General features: G+C 45.4%; 20 protein-coding genes. 14 read left to right on the top strand and 6 right to left on the bottom strand.

Annotated elements, in window-relative coordinates:
• Positions 1–3 precede the first annotated feature (3 nt).
• Both D1136_RS08960 and uvrB read left to right on the top strand, forming a co-directional pair.
• Positions 4–378, top strand: coding sequence for a thioesterase family protein (locus D1136_RS08960; RefSeq protein WP_161877300.1), 375 nt, complete (start codon positions 4–6; stop codon positions 376–378).
• A gap of 61 nt (positions 379–439) precedes the next feature.
• Entirely contained in the window at positions 440–2,452 is a 2,013-nt protein-coding gene (gene uvrB, locus D1136_RS08955) for an excinuclease ABC subunit UvrB (protein WP_161877299.1), read from the top strand.
• Between the two features lie 3 nt (positions 2,453–2,455).
• On the opposite strand, the gene D1136_RS08950 is transcribed toward uvrB, so the two are convergent.
• Together D1136_RS08950 and D1136_RS08945 are read right to left on the bottom strand one after the other, a co-directional pair.
• Complete coding sequence (locus D1136_RS08950; RefSeq protein ID WP_161877298.1) at positions 2,456–4,243, bottom strand: DUF255 domain-containing protein; 1,788 nt, start codon at positions 4,241–4,243, stop codon at positions 2,456–2,458.
• Between the two features lie 9 nt (positions 4,244–4,252).
• Positions 4,253–4,843: a TetR/AcrR family transcriptional regulator gene (locus tag D1136_RS08945; protein ID WP_161877297.1), complete on the bottom strand. Its 591-nt coding sequence runs from the start codon at positions 4,841–4,843 to the stop codon at positions 4,253–4,255.
• A gap of 144 nt (positions 4,844–4,987) precedes the next feature.
• Between D1136_RS08945 and D1136_RS08940 the strand changes: the two genes are divergently transcribed.
• Positions 4,988–5,365 (top strand): RidA family protein, encoded by a 378-nt coding sequence (locus tag D1136_RS08940; RefSeq protein WP_161877296.1) that lies wholly within the window; start codon positions 4,988–4,990, stop codon positions 5,363–5,365.
• A 68-nt stretch (positions 5,366–5,433) separates the two neighbouring features.
• Here D1136_RS08940 and D1136_RS08935 read toward each other — a convergent pair whose 3' ends face one another.
• Positions 5,434–5,838, bottom strand: a complete 405-nt coding sequence (locus tag D1136_RS08935) for an HsmA family protein (protein WP_161877295.1) — start codon at positions 5,836–5,838, stop codon at positions 5,434–5,436.
• Between the two features lie 137 nt (positions 5,839–5,975).
• Between D1136_RS08935 and araJ the strand changes: the two genes are divergently transcribed.
• From araJ to D1136_RS08880, 11 genes are all read left to right on the top strand, one after another.
• Entirely contained in the window at positions 5,976–7,127 is a 1,152-nt protein-coding gene (gene araJ / locus D1136_RS08930) for an MFS transporter AraJ (protein WP_161877294.1), read from the top strand.
• A 44-nt stretch (positions 7,128–7,171) separates the two neighbouring features.
• Positions 7,172–8,527 (top strand): MFS transporter, encoded by a 1,356-nt coding sequence (locus D1136_RS08925; protein ID WP_161877293.1) that lies wholly within the window; start codon positions 7,172–7,174, stop codon positions 8,525–8,527.
• Positions 8,528–8,677: 150 nt separating this feature from the next.
• Positions 8,678–9,634 carry a nitronate monooxygenase family protein gene (locus D1136_RS08920; protein ID WP_161877292.1) on the top strand — a complete coding sequence of 319 codons (957 nt, stop codon included), beginning with the start codon at positions 8,678–8,680 and terminating at the stop codon, positions 9,632–9,634.
• A 15-nt stretch (positions 9,635–9,649) separates the two neighbouring features.
• The gene (locus D1136_RS08915) at positions 9,650–10,894 is read left to right on the top strand and encodes a pitrilysin family protein (RefSeq protein WP_161877291.1); all 1,245 of its coding nucleotides are present in this window, start codon (positions 9,650–9,652) and stop codon (positions 10,892–10,894) included.
• Positions 10,895–10,899: 5 nt separating this feature from the next.
• A complete protein-coding gene (locus D1136_RS08910) occupies positions 10,900–12,174 on the top strand; it encodes a pitrilysin family protein (protein WP_161877290.1) in 1,275 nt (424 codons plus the stop codon).
• A 21-nt stretch (positions 12,175–12,195) separates the two neighbouring features.
• The gene (locus tag D1136_RS08905) at positions 12,196–12,744 is read left to right on the top strand and encodes a DUF4251 domain-containing protein (RefSeq protein WP_161877289.1); all 549 of its coding nucleotides are present in this window, start codon (positions 12,196–12,198) and stop codon (positions 12,742–12,744) included.
• Between the two features lie 39 nt (positions 12,745–12,783).
• Positions 12,784–13,308 (top strand): DUF4251 domain-containing protein, encoded by a 525-nt coding sequence (locus D1136_RS08900; RefSeq protein ID WP_161877288.1) that lies wholly within the window; start codon positions 12,784–12,786, stop codon positions 13,306–13,308.
• A 240-nt stretch (positions 13,309–13,548) separates the two neighbouring features.
• A complete protein-coding gene (locus D1136_RS08895; protein WP_161877287.1) occupies positions 13,549–15,093 on the top strand; it encodes an acyl-CoA carboxylase subunit beta in 1,545 nt (514 codons plus the stop codon).
• A 31-nt stretch (positions 15,094–15,124) separates the two neighbouring features.
• Positions 15,125–15,451 (top strand): acetyl-CoA carboxylase biotin carboxyl carrier protein subunit, encoded by a 327-nt coding sequence (locus D1136_RS08890; protein WP_161877286.1) that lies wholly within the window; start codon positions 15,125–15,127, stop codon positions 15,449–15,451.
• Between the two features lie 59 nt (positions 15,452–15,510).
• Positions 15,511–16,428, top strand: a complete 918-nt coding sequence (locus D1136_RS08885) for an ABC transporter ATP-binding protein (RefSeq protein WP_161877285.1) — start codon at positions 15,511–15,513, stop codon at positions 16,426–16,428.
• A gap of 11 nt (positions 16,429–16,439) precedes the next feature.
• Positions 16,440–17,774, top strand: a complete 1,335-nt coding sequence (locus D1136_RS08880; RefSeq protein ID WP_161877284.1) for an ABC transporter permease — start codon at positions 16,440–16,442, stop codon at positions 17,772–17,774.
• A 60-nt stretch (positions 17,775–17,834) separates the two neighbouring features.
• On the opposite strand, the gene D1136_RS08875 is transcribed toward D1136_RS08880, so the two are convergent.
• From D1136_RS08875 to serC, 3 genes are all read right to left on the bottom strand, one after another.
• Positions 17,835–19,085, bottom strand: coding sequence for a DUF1015 domain-containing protein (locus D1136_RS08875; protein ID WP_161877283.1), 1,251 nt, complete (start codon positions 19,083–19,085; stop codon positions 17,835–17,837).
• Between the two features lie 110 nt (positions 19,086–19,195).
• Positions 19,196–20,116: a 3-phosphoglycerate dehydrogenase gene (locus D1136_RS08870; RefSeq protein WP_161877282.1), complete on the bottom strand. Its 921-nt coding sequence runs from the start codon at positions 20,114–20,116 to the stop codon at positions 19,196–19,198.
• Between the two features lie 18 nt (positions 20,117–20,134).
• Complete coding sequence (serC, locus tag D1136_RS08865; RefSeq protein WP_161877281.1) at positions 20,135–21,214, bottom strand: 3-phosphoserine/phosphohydroxythreonine transaminase; 1,080 nt, start codon at positions 21,212–21,214, stop codon at positions 20,135–20,137.
• Between the last annotated feature and the right edge of the window lie 13 nt (positions 21,215–21,227).

Below are 21,227 nucleotides of genomic sequence, written 5' to 3'. Positions count from 1 at the left end.
ACTATGCTGGAAACGGGAAAAAACTATACACAAGAAATAACGGTTACTGCTGAAGATACAGCCCTCTCTTATGGTTCCGGGAACCTGGAAGTATTTGCCACACCAGCCCTCGTCGCTCTGATTGAAAACACAGCCGTTAAATGTCTGGAAGGACTACTGGAAACAAACACCGATACCGTCGGGATTGAAATAAATGTTCAACACATCAAAGCCACTGCTATCGGTCAAAAAGTCGGATGTAAGGTAACAATTACAGACATTGACGGAAGACGAATCCGTTTTAATGCAGAAGCCTGGGACGAAAAAGGAAAAATCGGACAGGCCACCCATGACCGTTTCATCATTTGCCCCGAAAAATTTATGAGCAAACTGAAATAATGCCGTCTTTTTAAACTCTGTCGCCCCCATATCGTAACAACATCAAAGGGTTTTCATCAAAATGAAGTTTAAACTGACATCCGAATTCAAACCAACAGGTGACCAGCCCGAAGCGATAACACAACTGAGCAAAGGTATCTCGGCCGGCCGGCCGGCACAGGTACTGCTGGGCGTGACAGGTTCCGGGAAAACCTTTACCGTAGCCAACGTCATTAACAACTTCGACCGTCCGGTCCTGGTCCTGAGCCACAATAAAACACTGGCAGCCCAGCTATATGGTGAATTCAAAGCTTTCTTTCCTGAAAATGCCGTAGAATATTTTGTATCCTACTACGATTATTATCAACCGGAAGCCTACCTTCCGACTACAGATACTTACATCGAAAAAGATTTGGCCATCAATGACGAAATTGATAAACTGCGTTTAAGGACTACAGCCTCTTTGTTGTCCGGCCGCAGGGACGTCATTGTTGTTTCTTCCGTATCTTGCCTGTACGGTATGGCAGATCCGCGGGCTTTCGGGTCGAACGTGACCCACCTCAGGCAAGGAATGACCATCAGCCGCAACGTATTGCTCCGCCGCCTGGTGGATGCCCTGTATGCAAACAATGAAATCGAATTCAAAAGAGGATGCTTCCGGGCAAAAGGAGAAACAGTGGATATTTTCCCGGCTATCGAGACTTATGACGGTGTCGCCTATCGCATCGAATTCTGGGACGATGTCATTGACCGTATCTCCTCCTTCAACCCCGTCACGGGAGAACAATTGGGAACCCAGGATGAACTGGATATCTATCCTGCCAACCTCTTCGTCACCGACAAAGCAACCATCTCCCAGGCTTTAGTTGACATTGCGGGAGACCTTCAGGACCAACTCGCTTTCCTGAAAGAAACCGGCAAATTCCTGGAAGCCAAACGTCTGGAAGAAAGAGTAAAATATGACATGGAAATGATCCGCGAATTGGGATACTGCCCCGGTATCGAAAATTATTCCCGTTACTTCGACGGACGCAAAGCAGGAGTACGCCCCTTTTGCCTGTTGGATTATTTTCCGGACGATTTTCTCATGGTCATTGACGAATCGCATGTCACCCTTCCCCAAATCCGTGCCATGTACGGAGGCGACCATGCCCGGAAATCCACCCTGGTAGAATATGGTTTCCGTCTGCCTGCCGCTTTCGACAACCGTCCCCTGACTTTCAACGAATTCGAAGCTAAAACAGGGCAAACCATCTACATCAGCGCCACCCCTGCAAACTATGAACTGGAAAAAAGCGAAGGGGTTATCGTGGAACAAATCATCCGCCCGACAGGCATTCCCGACCCTGAAATTGAAATCGTGCCAAGCCTCCATCAGATTGACCATTTAGTGAATGAAATCCAGAAAAGGATTCAATTACAGGAGCGGACTTTAGTCACCACCCTCACCAAAAAGATGGCGGAAGAATTAAGTAAATACCTTGACCGGATCGGCATCAAATGCCAGTACATCCATTCCGATGTAGACACCATCGAAAGGGTAAAAACACTGGAAAATCTGCGTAAAGGCCTTATTGACGTCCTTGTAGGAGTAAACCTGCTGCGGGAGGGACTGGATTTACCCGAAGTCTCCTTAGTTGCCATACTGGATGCAGACAAGGAAGGATTCCTGCGCTCCACCCGCTCCCTGACCCAAACGGCAGGCCGTGCCGCCCGGAACGTAGACGGCAAAGTCATCATGTATGCCGACCAAATTACCCGCTCCATGCAGGAAACCATAGATGAGACCAACTACCGAAGGGAAAAACAACTGAAATACAACGAAGAACATCACATTATTCCGCAGCAAATCCGCAAATCCACCCAGTCTGCCCTGACACAGGATACAGCAAAAGCCTATGTAGAAGACGAACATCTCCACATGGTCGCAGACCCCGTGATTGCCTACCTCAGCAAACCTGAAATTGAAAAAATGCTCCAGAAAACCAAAACAGCTATGCAGAAAGCAGCCAAAGAACTGGATTTCCTGGAAGCGGCACGCCTGCGGGACGAGATGTTCCAACTCGAAGAAAAACTAAAAGCATTCAGCAAATAGACCCTAATCCTCCAGCAAGTCATTTGCTAACTTCTCGAAAAAACCTTTATAAGAATTCAGCTTCACCTTTCCGCTGGTCCGTTCTTTTTTATCTATTTCCATGGCAGCCAGGGCAAACCATCGGGCCGTTCTGTAACGGATAGCTTCATCCCTGCATTCCCGTTCTATTTTCAATCCCCATTGATACAATTCTGCATCCGGCACCTGTTCCTCATTCCATTTCTCTTCTGCCAGTATAACAAAAGTTTTCCAATCCCCCGTTTTTTCAGCTGCATGCATACGGGCATCCCTCACTATACGCTGCCACTCTTCCACTTTTTCCTTTTTCAACCGTTTGGTATACACCTTAAATCCCTGCTCATCAAACAAACCACCGACAACAAAACACTCTGCTCCGGCCAACCACAACTCTGCCATTTTTGTTTTTACTTCCTCTTCACCGAACAAGCGGTAAAACCGCTCTTTATGCGCCAGCACATATTCAAAACAAACCGAATCAGGTGTAAGTACATATTGTTTGAACCATTTCCAGCACTCTGCCTCTTCCAGTTTATCCGGAGAAAAAGCAGAAAGATACTTCAAGGCTCCCCCGGAAGCTTCCTCCGGATACCCTGCCCGGTAAGCAACTTCTATGTAATCCGTCAGAAAAGCACTGTCACAACGCCCCGCCCGGTATTCTTCCTCCATACCAACAAATCCCTCCCCCCGTAAAACACGTTGTCCCTCACGCAACAAAGAAGCTGCATCCGCAATACCGGTCACCCTGTGCAACTCACGGCCGGAAGCATCCAGAAACACCAAAACCGGCCGGGACGCTCCGATAGCCACACTTACAAAATGAGTCGTAAAAAAATCAGTCACCTCCGGAGCGGTAAAAACCGAATCCGCTAACCTCCTGTGAGCTGTTCCGGCAACATAATAATCTGCAAACAAAAACTTCCCCCTGCGTCGGGCTTCCGCCAATCCCTCATCCAAAGAAATCTTCTCAAAAACAATTCCTTCGGCTTTTTTCACAGCACTCTTTCCATACTGCATAAATTGTTCCGCCTCCGCCAAACCCTCAGCCCGGAACAATACCTTACCGGCAGCATTCAAAAAAAGATAAACAGGAAAATCCTTCCAGGCCGGTTGCTCCGACCCACCAATAGCATGGGTCGCCGATTCTTTTAAACTGATAAAATGATGATTATAAAAATCGGCCACAGCATCCAGATTAAACACATTTTTCTCCATCAAAAGACAAGCCTGACACGAATCGCGGTATATTTCCAGAAATACTAATCTGCCCTGTTGTTCAGCTTCTGCAAGCCCTTCTTTCAAAGTTCCGTCCCTGAAAAAAATAGTCCGGCTGTTCTTTCTCTTTACTTCAGCCCGTTCAAGTGCCGTCCGCAAAGCATCCTGCAGCCCCCGGGGGTCCTTCCGGATTTCTTCCGCCGGAACCGAAACCAACAAATCGGCATAAGGCATAAAAAAAACAACAGCCGGCCAGGGATACATCAGCAAACGATGTTGAAAAGCCTTCCCCCGGACAGACTCCATATCCATTTTTATGGCTACCGTATGCCGGTTCAGTTCACGGACCAGCTCCGGTTGTTCCAGGATTTGCTTTTCCACATCTTCCCCTATCTCTCCGGCCATTACCAAAACCAGTTTATTCTCCCGTCCGGCCAGCTGGCTGGCCTGCTCCCAGGTGAAAGACGTAAACAAAGGAAAAGATTGCCGGGCCGGAAAAGAAAAGCTGCCCATCATCCCCCAGAAGCCCATCAACCATATAAAAAAATATCTTCTCATAAATCTCAGTCAGCGCCGTATGACTTCCCAAAAATCCTCCAAACCTTTCTGCAAAGTATAAGGAAGTTCGTTAAGCGGCATACGAGGCAAATTATTCGTTAAAATACCTTCTTGTATATACATAAAGTGTTTGGCTACAGATTCAAGGTTCAAGCCCGAACGAAGCTCTTCACAGCCAAAACTGTTCAGCAAAGCCGTTTTCCACATGGCCAGCCGCCGCATAGCAACCTCCAGATAAGATTCAGCAAAAACCGCATCCTGGCGGGCCGCTTCTCCAAATAAAACCTGTGTAGCCGTAAAATCCACATTCCATCCGTAATCACTCATCTCCCGGACCACCCGGTTATACCGTTCCGCCATAAAAACAATCAGACCCGAAACAGTTTGCTCCTTCGTTTCCGCCTTATCCCACACATACCAACTTTCAAAAAAAGTCTCAACTGCAACATGCACCAATTCATCCTGGCCCCTGAAATAATGATATAACAACCCCCTTGCCATACCTGTCGCCTCCTGAATATCCGAGACTGAAATCCCGTTATACCCTCTTTTCAACAACAATCCAAAAGTTTTCTGTAATATAAAATCCTTTGTTTTCATCCTTGAACATTTGTTCATCAAAAATACAAAAATTAATCTGATTCCTTTTTTTATTGTTAAAATTAATTTTTCCCGACAGACCACACCTTTATTTTATAATTTTGCCTGCATCAAATCTAAAATAACGATTAAAAACAGAAAGAAATGAAGAAAGTAATCAACTCTCCGAAAGCCCCGAAAGCAATCGGTCCGTACAGTCAGGCTATCGAAGTGAACGGCATGATTTACATTAGTGGCCAGTTGCCCGTAGACGTTAATACCGGTAAATTCGTAGAAGGAGGCATACGGGAACAAACCGAACAATCACTGAAAAACATTGGTTATATTCTGGAAGCTGCCGGTTGCAGCTACGCCAATGTAGTAAAAACGACCTGCCTGTTGAGTGATATTGCCAACTTTGCCCCGATGAACGAAGTATATGCCAGATACTTCACGGAGGAATGTCCTGCCCGGGCTGCCTTTGCAGTAAAAGATTTACCTTTGGGTGCCCTCGTTGAAATCGAAGTCGTGGCAGCAAAATGACCTGATACCTTTTTTTGATTTACGATTTCCCGACGAAATCGTAAATCAAAAAACAATAGGCACTACCGTCAAAATGATGCCGACATCCCTAAATACATCCCCACAAAGTAAAGGATTAACCAAATACACCAAACCACAACCCCCAAACGACTGAAACGATGCTTCGCCTGTGTCGTTCCTTTACGAAAAACCCGGAAAGCCCACACCGCATGAGCAGCCATGACAAAAATGGCAATACTCCCAATAACGGCACGCAAATGGTTGTCATGGCCGGTCAATCGCTCTGATTCTGCCATAAAAGCTGTTCCCACAAAATTGCAAGTCACCCCCAATCCGAAAGCAACCACATGCCAGCCTTTCAAGCGTCCCTGGATACGTTCACTCCATACACCCACCGAATAAAAAATCAACGCCATTGAAATGATAACAAGGGCAGCCAATAAAAACTGGTCATCATAAGCAGTAAGATACATAACTGTCAATTTTTGGTTCTGCTTTTTTTACGCATTCTTTTCAACTTGGTTTTATTTCCGGCACCATGTATCAGCCTGCAATTTCCGGCTTTTTCGTATATTCGCACTTAATAATTAAGTCATATTATTAAAAAACAATGAAAAAGAGTCTCATTGCTTTGGCTTTCGGCACCCTCGGACTTGGGATTGCCGAGTTCGTAATGATGGGGATTTTACCGGACGTCGCTTCCGAATTGAAAATCAGCCTGCCCCGGGCAGGTCATTTCATTTCTGCCTATGCCTTAGGTGTATGCGTAGGTGCACCTGCCCTGATATCTGTCCGGAAATACTCCCTGAAAAAAATATTGCTTCTCTTGGTTAGCCTCATTATGGCCGGTAATTTATGCACAGCCCTTGCGCCGAATTATCTGCTTATGCTGGCAGGACGGTTTCTTTCAGGCTTACCCCACGGAGCCTATTTCGGAGTAGCTTCCATCACTGCCGGAAAACTGGCCGACAAAGGCAAAGGGTCGGAAGCAGTTGCCATCATGGTAGCCGGCATGACCATCGCTAACCTCTTCGGCGTCCCTTTAGGCACGGCACTAAGTACAACACTCTCCTGGAGAGCCACTTTTTTCCTGGTCTGTTTATGGGGCATCGTCACTTTCTCCGCTATCCGGTATTGGGTTCCTCCGGTAGCAAGCCTGCCAGACACAGGTCTCCGGGGACAATTCCGTTTTTTAAAATCACCGGCTCCCTGGCTAATCCTTGCAGCTACTATGCTCGGAAACGGCGGTATCTTTTGTTGGTACAGCTATATCAATCCCCTGTTGACTCACGTTTCCGGATTTCAACCGGAAAGCATCACAGGATTTATGGTATTGGCAGGCTTGGGTATGGTGGTCGGCAACCTGGCAGGAGGCCGGCTCTCCGACCGTTACACACCGGGAAAAGTAGCAGCCTGGGCGCAAGGAATCACCTGCTTCGCCCTACCGGCCATTTTCTTCTTCGCTCATATTTCCTGGTTGTCGGTTCTGCTGATGTGCCTGTGTACAGCCTGTCTGTTTGCTATCTCCAGCCCCCAGCAAGTATCCATCATCCGTTATTCCCAGGGAGGGGAAATGCTCGGTGCCGGCGGAGTACAGATAGCCTTTAACCTGGGAAATGCACTGGGAGCCTATATCGGAGGTATTGTATTGTACCACGGTTACTCATATCCGGCATTATTCGGACTCCCCTTGGTCCTTTCAGGTTTCATCCTGCAAATCATTTTTTGCAAAAAGTACGAACACAAAGAATATTTCTTTTAACTTTGACGGTTGTGTGTAAAATATATTCATCTAAATAAAAAATCATGGTTGAAAAAATTCGTCAAACTTTACGCGATTCAAAGGCAGCCCGCTGGACAGCCTTAGCAGTCGTTGCATTCACGATGTTATGCGGTTATTTCCTGACCGATGTGATGGCACCGCTAAAACCCATGCTGGAAGAACAACTGCTCTGGTCCAGCACCGATTACGGTATTTTTACCAGTGCCTACGGATGGTTTAATGTTTTCCTGCTTATGCTGATTTTCGGGGGTATCATCCTGGATAAAATCGGCGTACGCCTCACAGGCCTGGGAGCTTGTTCCCTGATGCTTATCGGTTGTGCCATCAAATACGGGGCCGTTTCCGGATTCCTGCCCTTAGAAGGGACAATACTCGGAATGAAAGCCCAGGTTGCCATTGCAGCCTTGGGGTATGCCATTTTTGGCGTTGGCGTTGAAATTGCAGGAATCACCGTCTCCAAAATCATTGTAAAATGGTTCAAAGGCTACGAAATGGCCTTGGCCATGGGACTCGAAATGGCAACAGCCCGGTTAGGAACCATGTTAGCCATGAGTGTCACCGTACCTTTTGCCCATGCATGCCATAGCATTTCTGCCCCTATCCTGCTTTGCCTGATTATGCTCTGCATCGGCTTAATTGCCTTTATCGTCTATACCATTATGGACAAAAAACTGGAAGCTTCCATCGGTGACGAGCAGGAAGAAGAGGAGTCTTTCCGCGTAAAAGACATCTGGTTAATCATTGCCAATAAAGGATTCTGGTTAATCGCCCTATTATGCGTTTTGTTTTACTCCGCCGTATTCCCTTTCCTGAAATACGCAACTGACCTCATGGTCAACAAATATGCCGTAGACCCGGAACTGGCAGGTATCATTCCCAGTCTGTTGCCTTTGGGCACTTTGTTCCTGACTCCTTTCTTCGGCAATCTCTACGACCACAAGGGGAAAGGTGCCACCATCATGCTGATTGGCGCCCTTATGCTGATTGGCGTTCATGTGCTTTTTGCCCTTCCTCTCCTAAACTACTGGTGGTTTGCTACAATTATCATGATCGTACTGGGAGTCGCTTTCTCCCTCGTACCGTCTGCCATGTGGCCCTCAGTACCCAAAATCATCCCGGAAAAACAACTGGGAACGGCCTATGCCCTCATCTTCTGGGTACAAAACTGGGGACTGATGGGAGTACCTGCCCTGATCGGCTGGGTATTGGACCGCTATTGCAAATTGGGAGGAGAAGGCCAGCCCGCCTATGACTATACCATTCCGATGGCTATTTTTGCCTGCTTTGGTATTCTGGCATTAATCATTGCTCTGATGCTCAAAGCCGAAGACAAGAAAAAAGGATATGGCCTTGAGTTACCCAATATCCAAAAAGCATAATTCAACTTTAATTTTCAATACGGAGGTTTTCCTGAAATTTTTCGGGGAAACCTCTTTTCTTATATAAATTTCCTACATTTGTAATAAGATATATCAACCCGGCAACTCCCGTTTACGTTATTTTTGTGAAATCAAACCGAAAACTGAAAAATGAACAGAATCACAGCATTGTTTGGTATAAAATATCCCATCATTCAGGGAGGCATGGTCTGGTGCAGCGGCTGGCGCCTCGCATCAGCCGTCAGTAACAACGGAGGTCTGGGGCTGCTCGGAGCAGGCTCCATGCACCCGGATACTTTGCTGTTCCATATCCGGAAGATGCAAACTGCAACAAACAATCCCTGGGGAGTGAATGTACCGCTTTTGTATCCCGAAATTGAACGGGTGATGGAACTCTTAATTGAAGAGAAAGTAAAAATCGTTTTTACTTCTGCCGGGAGTCCGAAAAAATGGACTTCCTTTCTGAAATCACATGGCATAACAGTAGTGCATGTCATAAGCAGTACCTCTTTCGCTCAAAAATGCGAAGAAGCAGGATGCGATGCTATCGTGGCCGAAGGATTTGAAGCCGGAGGACATAACGGACGGGAAGAAACCACGACCCTGACCCTGATCCCCAGTGTGGCAGCCCACTGTCAGCTTCCTCTCATAGCAGCAGGAGGCATTGCTTCGGGAAAAGCCATGCTGGCCGCCTTCGCATTAGGGGCGGAAGGAGTACAAATCGGCACCCGTTTTGCCGTTGCCTCCGAATCTTCCGCCCATCCGGATTTTAAACAACGCGTATTTGAAACAGGGGAAGGAGACACGATACTCTCCCTTAAAAAGCTGGCTCCTACCCGGCTGATAAAAAACGAATTTTACGAAAAAGTAAAAAAACTGGAAGAAGAAGGAGCCAAAGCCGAAACCCTAAAAGAATTACTGGGAAAAGGCAGGGCAAAACAAGGCATCTTTGAAGGCAATCTGACGGAAGGCGAGCTGGAAATCGGACAGATTGCTTCTATGCTCACCAGAGAAGAGGATGTTGCGGAAATCATCCGAGACCTGATAAGAGACTACCGGGACAGATTAAACGAATTGAGCAGCCTTGACTATATTTCTCATTTTTGATGACAATACATCCCTATGATCCATTTTAACCGTACCCTACTGAGAAACGGCCTGACAGTCCTCTGCAACACGGACAGGAACACTCCTTTTGTGTCTGTCAATATTTTATATAAAGTAGGCTCACGCAATGAGCAGGACACCCGGACCGGCTTTGCCCATCTGTTTGAACATCTGATGTTCGGCGGCTCCGCACACGTGGAAGACTATGACCGCCATGTACAGTTGGCAGGAGGGGACAGCAACGCTTACACCACCAACGACCTGACCAACTATTACATCACTATCCCAGCAGATAATATAGAAACAGCTTTATGGCTGGAATCCGACCGGATGGCAGCCCTGAACTTTTCCCAACATGCCCTGGATGTACAAAAACAGGTCGTGATTGAAGAATTCAAACAAAGATACCTGAATAATCCCTACGGCGATGTATGGTTAAAACTGCGGCCCCTGGCTTATCAGGTACATCCCTACCGCTGGCCTACCATCGGCATGTCACCGGAACACATCGAAAAAGCCACACTAACGGACGTTAAAAACTTTTTCCATCACTATTACGCACCGAACAACGCCATTATCAGCCTAAGCGGAAACATAGAAACCGATAAAGCCTTCTCACTCGTAGAGAAATGGTTCGGAGATATACCAGCCCACCACCTCCCTCTCCCGGAAATCCCCGGCGAACCTCTTCAAACCCGGGAAAGGCGGTTGGTTATTCCGGACAACGATGTACCGGCCGATGCAATTTACAAAGTATACCACATGGGAGGCCGGACCAGCGAAAACTTTTACACCTGTGACATTATTTCAGACATACTTTCCAATGGCCAGTCTTCCCGCTTGTATGTGAACTTGCTCAGAAACAGCCGGCTTTTCTCCGCCATAGATGCTTATGTCTCCGGAGACAAGGACCCCGGGCTATTTATTTTCAGCGGCAAACTGTCGGAAGGAACTACCATCGGACAGGCCGACCAGGCTATAGAAGAAGAGATTGAAAAATTTATCCGGGACACCATATCCGAACGGGAACTGCAAAAAGTAATCCACAAAACCGAATCCCGTATTTCTTTCAGCGAAATCAACTACCAAACCAAAGCCACCAACCTGGCTTTCTTTGAATTCCTGAACAATCCGGAACTTATCAATACGGAAGCGTCACATTACCTGGCTGTCACACCGGAAAAAATCAAAACAACAGCCATCGGAACCTTCCGTAAAGAAAATTGTTCCACCTTGTGGTATCTGAAAAAGAAAAATTAAAGTATATGCCCAACCGAAACACAGCCCCTTCCATCGTTCCTTTATCCGCTCCGAAACTGTTAACCCCGGAGCATTTTACACTGGATAACGGGACAGAAGCCATATACCTGCACGACCCAAACCAGGAAGTCTTTAAAATAGATGTCATCTTCGAAGCCGGGATATATTACCAACCATCTCCCCTGATTGCTGCAACCACAATCAATATGCTCGGAGAAGGCACCCTGCACCATAATGCGGAAGAAATTGCCGGCATTTTCGACTATTACGGAGCATACATTGATTTCTGCTGCGGATTGAACAAATCGGAAGTCAGCCTGCTTTCCCTGAATAAATATGCGGAACCCACCGTCCGCATGCTGGCCGAATTGCTGACAGAAAGCACCATCCCGGAAAAAGAGCTGAAAATATTCCTGACCAATAAACGGCAGGAATTTCTGGTAAACCAGGAAAAAACCTCTTACCTCGCACGCAAAAAGTTTGCAGCTGTTTTATTCGGAGCAAACCATCCGTACGCCAATCAAATCCGGGAACAGGATTACACCGCCACCACATTGCAACAAATCCGGAGTTTCTACCAAAAATATATTCATACCCGGAAATGCCGGCTCGTCCTCTGCGGCAATATAAACGATTCTCTCCTGAAATTGGTAAACAATGCCTTTTCTTACACCCTGGCACCCGCACCGGAAGAGGATTTTCACACCCCCATTTTCCAACCGGAAAAAGCGGGGCATTACCCGGTTTACAAAGCTCCGGCCGTCCAGACCAGTATCAGAATCGGTAAAACCGGTGTAAGCCTTACCGACCCGGACTACGCGGGATTCATGTTACTGAATACTATCCTGGGAGGATACTTCGGTTCAAGGCTGATGTCTAATATCCGGGAAAACAAAGGCTATACCTACGGCATCCAGTCTTTCAACGTATGCATGCCACAAAGCAGCTACTGGTGTATCACCACGGAAGTCAACAAAGAATACACCCAGGCCACTTTACAGGAAGTTGAAAAGGAAATCCGTAGATTGCAGACAGAACCGGTACCCAGCGAAGAACTGCAACTGGTAAAAAATTTCCTGCATGGCGATATACTCAGGGAGATAGACGGTGTTTTCGCCCAGGCAGACGCTTTAAAACATAAACTGAATTACGGGCTGGACAACCGGTTCTACACAACCATGATTGAACAGATCAAAGCCTGTACTCCCGCAGAATTAAAACAACTGGCCCAAAAATACTGGCAACCGGAAGAGATGTATGTCATCACAGCCGGAGAATAAAATCACCTAATATCTCAAATCATGAAAGCAATTTATCTTCTTTTTTTACTGGCTTTGTCTGCCGTGACAACGCATGCCCAATCGCAACGGACAAAAGCAGAAAACCCGGAGGAACAATTTCAACGTACCCGGGAATTAGTAGAAAGCAGGCATTTTCAGATCCAAATTGACCGGGTTTATCCGCAAAACGGGATGGACGTTACTCCATTCAATCCGAAAGGCGAAATTATCCTCTGCGACAGTATGGCAGAAGGCAAGCTCCCCTTTTTCGGACGGGCCTATTCCCTGCCCTACAATGGAAACGGGAGTATCGAATTCAAAGCCCCCATACAAAATCAAAGCATGAAAACAACCGGTAAAAAGAAGAAAAAACGGATTACTTACCGTTTCTCCGTACCGGGTCAGAATGATTTTTTCCAATTCAGTATAGATATAGCTGCAAACCGAAATTGTTCCGTCAGCCTGACAAGCCACAACCGGGCACATATTTCCTATTCAGGCACCATCCACCCCCTCTCCGGAGAGGAGTTAAAACAGACCGGAAAGCGAGTCGAGCAACCGGTTTTGTAACCGAAAAAGCCATCCTACGTACATTCTGAAAAAAGAAGCATGTTCAGATTTCTCATATGCAGCGTAGGAATGGCTCTCATCCTTTTCCACAGCAAGGGCCAGACTCCGGTCCCCATTACGGACTTTCAAACCATCAGGACATTGGTGGACAGCAACCGGTTTGAGATGCAGTATACGATTGCCACCACCCACCATACTTTTTATCTTCAACCCATGACGCCCTATACAGACCAGAATATCAGGATTTCCCAAGACAGTGCCTTTATCGTCATCCGGGACAACAGGGCTGCAGGATATCTGCCCTATTACGGAAGCGGTTATGCCATGCCTCAAACCGGGCCCAAAGGCATTGTTTTCAGCAACACCATGACAGACCTGAATAAAAGCATCAAAGGAAAAGGGCGCCACCCGTCCATTTCTTATCAATTTTCTGTTGCCGGGAAAAACGACACCTATAAAATCAATATCGACATCAGGTATAACGGCCAATGCTATCTCTACATCAACAGCCTGAGACGCAGTCCTATTTCCTACATCGGTCAAATAGTGGAAAAAGTATTCTGAACCTAAAAACGGATTTCCCGGAAATCATTCTCAGTACCTGACCTTCCGGTTCCACCTTTGTAAAAAAAACAAAATAAATCGTAAAAAAAAATCAGCCGGAACTTCTTCTACCACTTATACATACAGAATACTGTCCCAAAAACTATTTCATAAATCATTTTTTTTCCGTAATCTTGCAAATTGAATGGTGTGTAAGTTTCTAAATCAAAAGCACACAATTTATTAACAAAATAAATTACTATGTCACTTAAAAGGAATATTCTTGACTTAAGAAAAAGGAAAGAGATCGTACTTCAAGGTGGTGGCGAAGATGCTATTAAAAAGCAGGCTGCTATGGGGAAACTCACGGCTCGTGAGCGCATTGAGGGGATTTTGGACAAAGGTTCTTTCCATGAGTACGATATGTTCGTAGAGCATCAATCTAAAGATTTTGATATGGATAAAAAGGTTCTCCACGGAGACGGTGTCGTAATCGGTACCGGCACGGTATACGGAGAACCTGTTGCTATTTATGCACAAGACTTTACAGTTGCCGGAGGCTCACTGGGATTAATGCATGCCCGGAAAATCACCAAAATCATGGACCATGCCATCAAAATGCGCATGCCGATTATCGGAATCAACGATTCCGGTGGTGCCCGTATCCAGGAAGGGGTAGATTCGTTGGCAGGATATGGAGAAATTTTCTTCCGAAACACCCAGGCTTCCGGCGTGATCCCACAATTGTCCGTCATTCTGGGCCCTTGTGCCGGAGGTGCCGTTTATTCCCCGGCATTAACTGACTTCGTGTTTGTAGTAGACAACATTTCCAAAATGTTCATTACAGGTCCTGAAGTAGTAAAAACCGTACTCGGTGAAGAAGTCACGATGGAGGATTTAGGAGGAGCCCGCGTACACGCCTGTGTGAGCGGAAATGCCCATTTCTTTGCTTCCACGGAACAGGAATGCTTCGAACAAATCAAAAAACTGCTGACTTTCATTCCCTGGAACAATCAGCGTAAAGCCCGTTCTTTCCCTGCCAAAGCACCGAAAGCAGAATACAATATCGAAAAAATCCTTCCAGCCGATCCGACACAGCCGTATGATGTCCGGGACATCATCAAAGCAGTTGCCGACGATTCCGATTTCTTTGAAGTCCAGGAAAACTTTGCACAAAATATTGTAGTCGGTTTCGGACGCATCGATGGAGAAACCATCGGTTTCGTTGCCAACCAACCGTTGGTACTTGCCGGAGTACTGGATTGTGATTCTGCCGACAAAGCCGGACGCTTTATCCGCTTCTGCGATGCCTTCAATATTCCATTGGTGACATTCGAAGATATGCCGGGATATCTGCCGGGCGTAGAACAGGAATACATGGGAGTAATCCGCCACGGAGCCAAAGTACTATATGCTTACAGCGAAGCAACTGTGCCTAAAGTGACGGTCATCCTGCGTAAAGCATACGGCGGAGGTTACATTGCCATGAACTCCCGCCACCTGAAAGCAGACTTTATGTTTGCATGGCCCACCGCAGAAATTGCTGTAATGGGACCGGAAGGAGCCGCCAACATTATTTTCCGTAAGGAAATTAAAGAATCGGCTAACCCGGAAGAAACCCGCAAACAGAAAGTGGCTGAATACCGGGAAAAATTTGCAAATCCCTATGTTGCAGCTTCCAAGGGATATATCGATTCGGTAATAGAACCGTCAGAAACCCGTTTATTACTGAAACATTCTATCGAAGTTTCCGGAAACAAAACGGTTGTAACACCGGATAAAAAACACGGTATACCCCCGTTCTAAATAAATTGATAACTTCATAAAAGGAGGAAAAATGAGTGTTAAACTTGAAAAATTTATGCTGAACGGCGTGGAATACAAAACCCAGCTTACCCAGAAATGGATAAACCGGAAAAAATGGGAGGAACCCAATCCCTATTTGTTGACCTCCCACATTCCAGGTACGATCATGCATATTGAGGTAAAAGAAGGCCAGGCAGTTGAAGAAGGAGAATCTCTATTGATCCTGCAAGCCATGAAAATGAATAACCAATTGACTGCCCCTTTTTCCGGCAAAATAAAAAAGATCTGCGTCAATGTCGGGGATAAAATTCCCAAAGGAGCGTTAATGATCGAAATGGAAGAAAACGAAGCCGTCTGAATATGATTCTATGTGCTGGCGTAAACACGCCAGCACATTTATTATCTACACTTACTATCATGAGTTTTTTTGTTGCAGAACACATTACCAAAAATTACGCCAGTCACCGGGCTCTGGATGATGTTTCGATAGAAATTCCGGAAGGGGCTATTTACGGTTTGTTAGGTCCCAACGGAGCCGGAAAAACATCTTTAATCCGCATCATTACCCAAATCACCGGACCGGATTCAGGACAACTCTTTTTTAAAGGGAAACCACTGGCTATCTCTGACATGAGCCGTATCGGCTATCTGCCGGAAGAACGGGGATTGTATAAAAAAATGAAAGTCGGCGAACAAGCAGTCTATTTAGCCCGTCTGAAAGGAATTAGCAGGAGTGAAGCTATCCGTCAACTGAAAGCCTGGTTTGAAAAATTCGGAATCGCTGCATGGTGGGACAAAAAAGTGGAGGAACTTTCCAAAGGTATGGCACAGAAAGTTCAATTCATTACCACCGTCCTCCATCAACCCGAAATGCTGATTTTTGATGAACCGTTCAGCGGATTTGACCCGATTAACGTAGAGTTATTAAAAAAAGAAATCCTGGAACTGCGGCAAAAAGGAACTACAATCATTTTCTCTACCCACAACATGAGTTCCGTAGAAGAAATATGCAGCCACATCGCCCTCATCAACAAATCGCATAAAATCGTCGAAGGCCCCATCAATGAAATCCGTGAAAAATATGCCAACAACTCCTATCAACTGAGCATCCGCCCTAACGACGAAATCGACGTAGAAGAGCTGGCAGGTAAAGAATTTGAGGTACTTTCCAACCGTACGGAAGGCATACGCCAGGACATCGTACTACAAAAACTGACCGACTGCCCGACAAATACTCTGCTCTCCCGCTTCATCGGCCACACGGATATCCTGTCCTACGACAAAATCATTCCCAGCATGCATGACATCTTTATCAAACTTGTGAAAGAGCAATAAAAATCAATACCATGAATAAAATATTTATCATTATTGGTCGTGAATTTACTACCCGGGTAAAGAAAAAATCGTTCCTGATCACCACCATAGCCGTACCTTTGCTCTTCGTTGCATTCTACGCCTTTCTGATGTGGATGATGCTGAAAAAAGATACACAAGAAAGACAAATCGCTGTTATCAACGCTTCATCCATCAAAACCCCGTTGGAAAAAATCAACAACACCAATTTCATATACACCGATGAAAATATTACACAGGAAGAATCGGCAGACTATCTCCAGAAAAACGGATATTACGCCATACTATGGATTCCTGCCAATGTCATGGAAGAAGCGGACATCACCATAAACTCCTTCTCCCAGATTCCTCCGGAACTGGAAAGTAACATTCACACCCAACTGCAGAATAAAATCGAAAATATAAAAAAAGCTGCGGTAATTACCGAAACAAACTTACCTGACCTGGAAAAAAAACTGAACGCCACAAAAACCCCGGTAAAAATCCGCACTTTAAAACAATCGGACACAGGCGAAGCCAAAGAGAGCTCGTCAGCCATTGCTTCCATCATCGGCTTAATTGCAGGCATGGCCATTTACATGTTTATCTTCCTGTATGCGTCGGTCGTTATGCGTGGCGTCATCGAAGAAAAAACCAACCGCATCATTGAAGTATTGGTGTCGTCCGTAAAACCTTTTCAATTCCTCATGGGAAAAATCATCGGAGTAGCCTCCGTGGGATTGGTACAATTTCTCATCTGGATTTTTATCGGCCTCATCTCCGTTATGGCTCTGCTAAGCGCTTTTATGCCCAATATCGACATGGAAAGCCTGCGGAACACAACAGACCTTGTTGCCATGGCACAGACCAACAACTTAGACGTCGAACAACTTGAAATGGTAAAAAACATTGCACAAACCATTGCCCCATCATACATCATCAGTTTCTTTGCGGCATTTATCTTCTTTTTCCTGGCAGGCTATCTGTTATATGCTTCCATCTTCGCCGCTATCGGTGCCGCTGTCGACAACGAAACCGACTCCCAGCAATTCATGACACCTTTAACCATTGTCCTGGTTGCAGCCCTCTATATCGGTATTGCTGCCATGCGAAACCCCGAAACGTCTATTGTCTACTGGGCATCATTTGTACCGTTCACCTCACCCGTAGTCATGCTCGTCCGCATGGCCTTCGGCGTCCCTACGTGGGAACTTCTGGTATCAGCCGCCCTGCTCATTGCCGCATTCATCTTTTTCACCTGGCTCTCCGCCAAAATATACCGTGTCGGTATCCTTATGTACGGCAAGAAACCCAGTTGGAAAGAACTTTATAAATGGTTAAAATACTAAGTTACGGACATAAAAAAATACCATCAAAGAGATGGTATTTTTTTATTAATAAGCAATCCGTCAAATCTTATGGATAACCAATCCTGACCGGAGCTTCGGTTCAAACCATGTTGTCTTCGGAGGCATGATATTACCTGTATCGGCAATATTCAGCAACTGTTCCATAGACACCGGATAGAGAGCAAAAGCCACTTTCATTTCACCGCTATCAACCCGCTTTTTCAATTCTCCTAATCCTCGGATACCTCCGACGAAATCAATCCGTTTCGAAGTACGCAAATCCTGTATATCCAGAATATCAGCCAATACGTGCTTAGAAAGAATAGTCACGTCCAAAACCCCGATAGGGTCTGCATCATTGTATGAGCCGGGTTTAGCGGTAAGACGGTACCATTTTCCGGCCAGATACATACTGAATTCATGTAATTTGGCAGGATGATACACCTCAGTTCCCATCTCTTGCACCTCAAAATGAGCTTTCAGCTTCTCCAACAACTGAGCTTCCGTCAGACCGTTCAGGTCTTTTACCACACGGTTATAATCAATAATCTTTAACTGATGATCGGGGAAATGCACTGCCATGAAGAAATTATATTCTTCATTACCAGTATGATGCGGATTCTTTGCTTTATATTCAGCACCGATACGGGCAGCAGCAGCCGTCCGGTGATGACCGTCAGCCACATAAGTATACGGTACTTTGGTCGCAAACAATTCCTCCAGACGCTTGTTCGTCTCCGGACAATGAATTGCCCAGAAATGATGTCCGAAGCCATCCTCTGCCACAAAATCATAATCAGCTTTCTGATTCTTTACAATATTTTCAACAATAGCATCAATCTCAGGCACAGCACGGTAAGCAAAGAAAACCGGCTCCAGGTTAGCATTTACATAACGGGTCAGTACCATCCGGTCTTCCTCCTTATCCGGACGGGTCAATTCATGTTTTTTTATAACCCCGTTCATATAATCCTCACAAGCCGCACACCCCACAATTCCATACTGAGTGCGTCCGTCCATCGTCTGAGCATAAATATAGAACTTCGGTTCCTCATCCTGCACAAGCCATCCCTTTTCCTGAAACATTTTAAAATTCTCGACACTCTTATGATAAACCGTCTCAGAATGAATATCCGTTCCTGCCGGACAGTCAATCTCAGCACGGGTCACATGCAACAAAGACTTCGGTTTGCCGGAAGCCATCTGTGCAGCTTCTTCCGAATTCATCACATCATAAGGCAGACAAGCCAATTCCTCACATACCTTCTGGTCTGGAGTACGCAAGCCTTTAAATGGTTTTACTATTGCCATAAATTATAATTTTAATCGTAAGTTTAAACTTCACGGTTACCCTATTATAAAACTTGCCAATGTGCCCAACCTGTTATTGGTACATTGGCAAGAAATAAGCCGGTAACCTATTATTTATTTACTTTGAATTTAGCATCTCCATGCTCCAGATAGGCTACAATCTGACGGGCTGCAGCAAGACCTGCGTTAATATTTGCCTCCTCAGTCTGAGCTCCCATTTTTTTCGGAGTAAAGAAATAACGTCCTTCAAACGGAGCAAAATCAGCAGCATTATCCGGTGCGATATCGGAAATATACTTCAAATCCGGACGGTCTGACATTAACTTCAGCAAACCTTCCTCATCAATGACCTCCTTACGGGCTGTATTAATCAATACCCCGCCTTTAGGCATCCGGTTCACCAATTCATAATTGATGGATTTTTTGGTCTTGTCTGTAGCCGGAATATGCAGCGATACATAATCACACATGCCGTACATCTCTTCTGCAGAGTGCAAAGGAATAGCACCAGCAGCCTGAATCTGCTCGTCTGTCATGAACGGGTCAAAAGCAAATACTTCCATACCGAAACCTTTGGCAATACGTCCGACATTCTGCCCTACATTTCCATAAGCATGGATTCCGATTTTCTTACCTTTCAATTCATGACCGGATTTACCGTTATAAAAATTACGGGCCAAATAAACTGCCATACCAAAAACCAATTCTGCAACAGCATTGGAATTTTGTCCCGGTGTATTCATTGCGACAACACCATGAGCCGTACACGCCTGTAAATCAATGTTATCATAACCGGCACCTGCCCGTACGATCACTTTCAGCTTCTTAGCAGCATCAATCACCTCTTTCGTTGCCTTATCGGAACGGATAATCATAGCTTCCACATCAGCCACAGCCGCAATCAACTCTTCCGGAGAAGTATATTTTTCCAACAATACAAGTTCGTATCCCTGAGCTTCCACAATCTCCCGGATTCCTTTTACTGCCACAGGAGCAAAAGGCTTATCAGTCGCAATCAGAACTTTTGTCATAAATTCAGAATTAAAGAGTTATTTTTTATGATTTTTTTCAAATTCCTGCATAGCAGCAATAAGCGCACGTACATCATCCATCGTACATGCATTATAAGTAGAAGCACGGAAACCACCAACCAAACGATGTCCCTTTACGCCCACAATATTTTTGGATTTGCAGAAATCCAGGAATTCTTTTTCCAGTTCCTCATATCCTTCAGCCATAACAAAAGGAATATTCATACGGGAACGGGAACCTTCTTCCACCACTGCACGGAAAACCGTATTCCGGTCAAATTCAGCATACAGCGCGTCACATCTCTCAATAGCCATTCTCTCCATTGCTTCCACACCACCCATCTGTTTAATCCATTTTAAAGTCTGACCTACAGCAAAAATATTGATACACGGAGGCGTATTGAACATAGAACCATTCTCCACATGAGTCTGATATTTCAACATAGTCGGAATTTTCCGGTCAGCAACCACTTTATCCAGATAATCATTACGGATAATAACAAAAGTAGCACCTGCAGGTCCTAAATTCTTCTGACATCCGCCATAAATCATCATATATTTCGTCACATCCACCGGGCGGCTGCAAATATCAGAAGACATATCAGCAATCACAGGCACAGGGCTATCCAAATCTTCAAAAATTTCCGTACCGCGAATCGTATTATTCGAAGTAATATGCAGATAATCCACATCAGAAGGAATCTTGAAACCTTTCGGATAATAAGTAAAATTCCGGTCTTCAGAAGAAGCAATCACTTCCACTTCTCCCCACAATTTAGCCTCAGCAATGGCTTTCTTCGACCAAACACCTGTATTCACATAAGCAGCCTTCTTACCCAAGAAATTGTAAGGAATCATGCAAAATTGCATACTGGCCCCACCACCGAGAAAAATAACGGAATAATTATCCGGAATATTTAAAACTTCTTTAAACAAAGCAACAGTCTCATCATAAACTGCCTGAAAATCAGCAGAACGGTGAGATACTTCAAGGATGGACTGACCACAATTTCCCAGTTCATTAACAGCTTTTGCCGTATTTTCCAAAGTCATATCCGGTAATTTACACGGACCAGCATTAAAAATATGTTTTCTCATCTTGTATAATAAT

This window comes from Odoribacter sp. Z80, assembly GCF_009935865.1.
Lineage (GTDB): Bacteria > Bacteroidota > Bacteroidia > Bacteroidales > Marinifilaceae > Odoribacter.
Note: the sequence above shows the minus strand (reverse complement) of the source record. Positions and strands in the feature narration are given on the sequence as shown.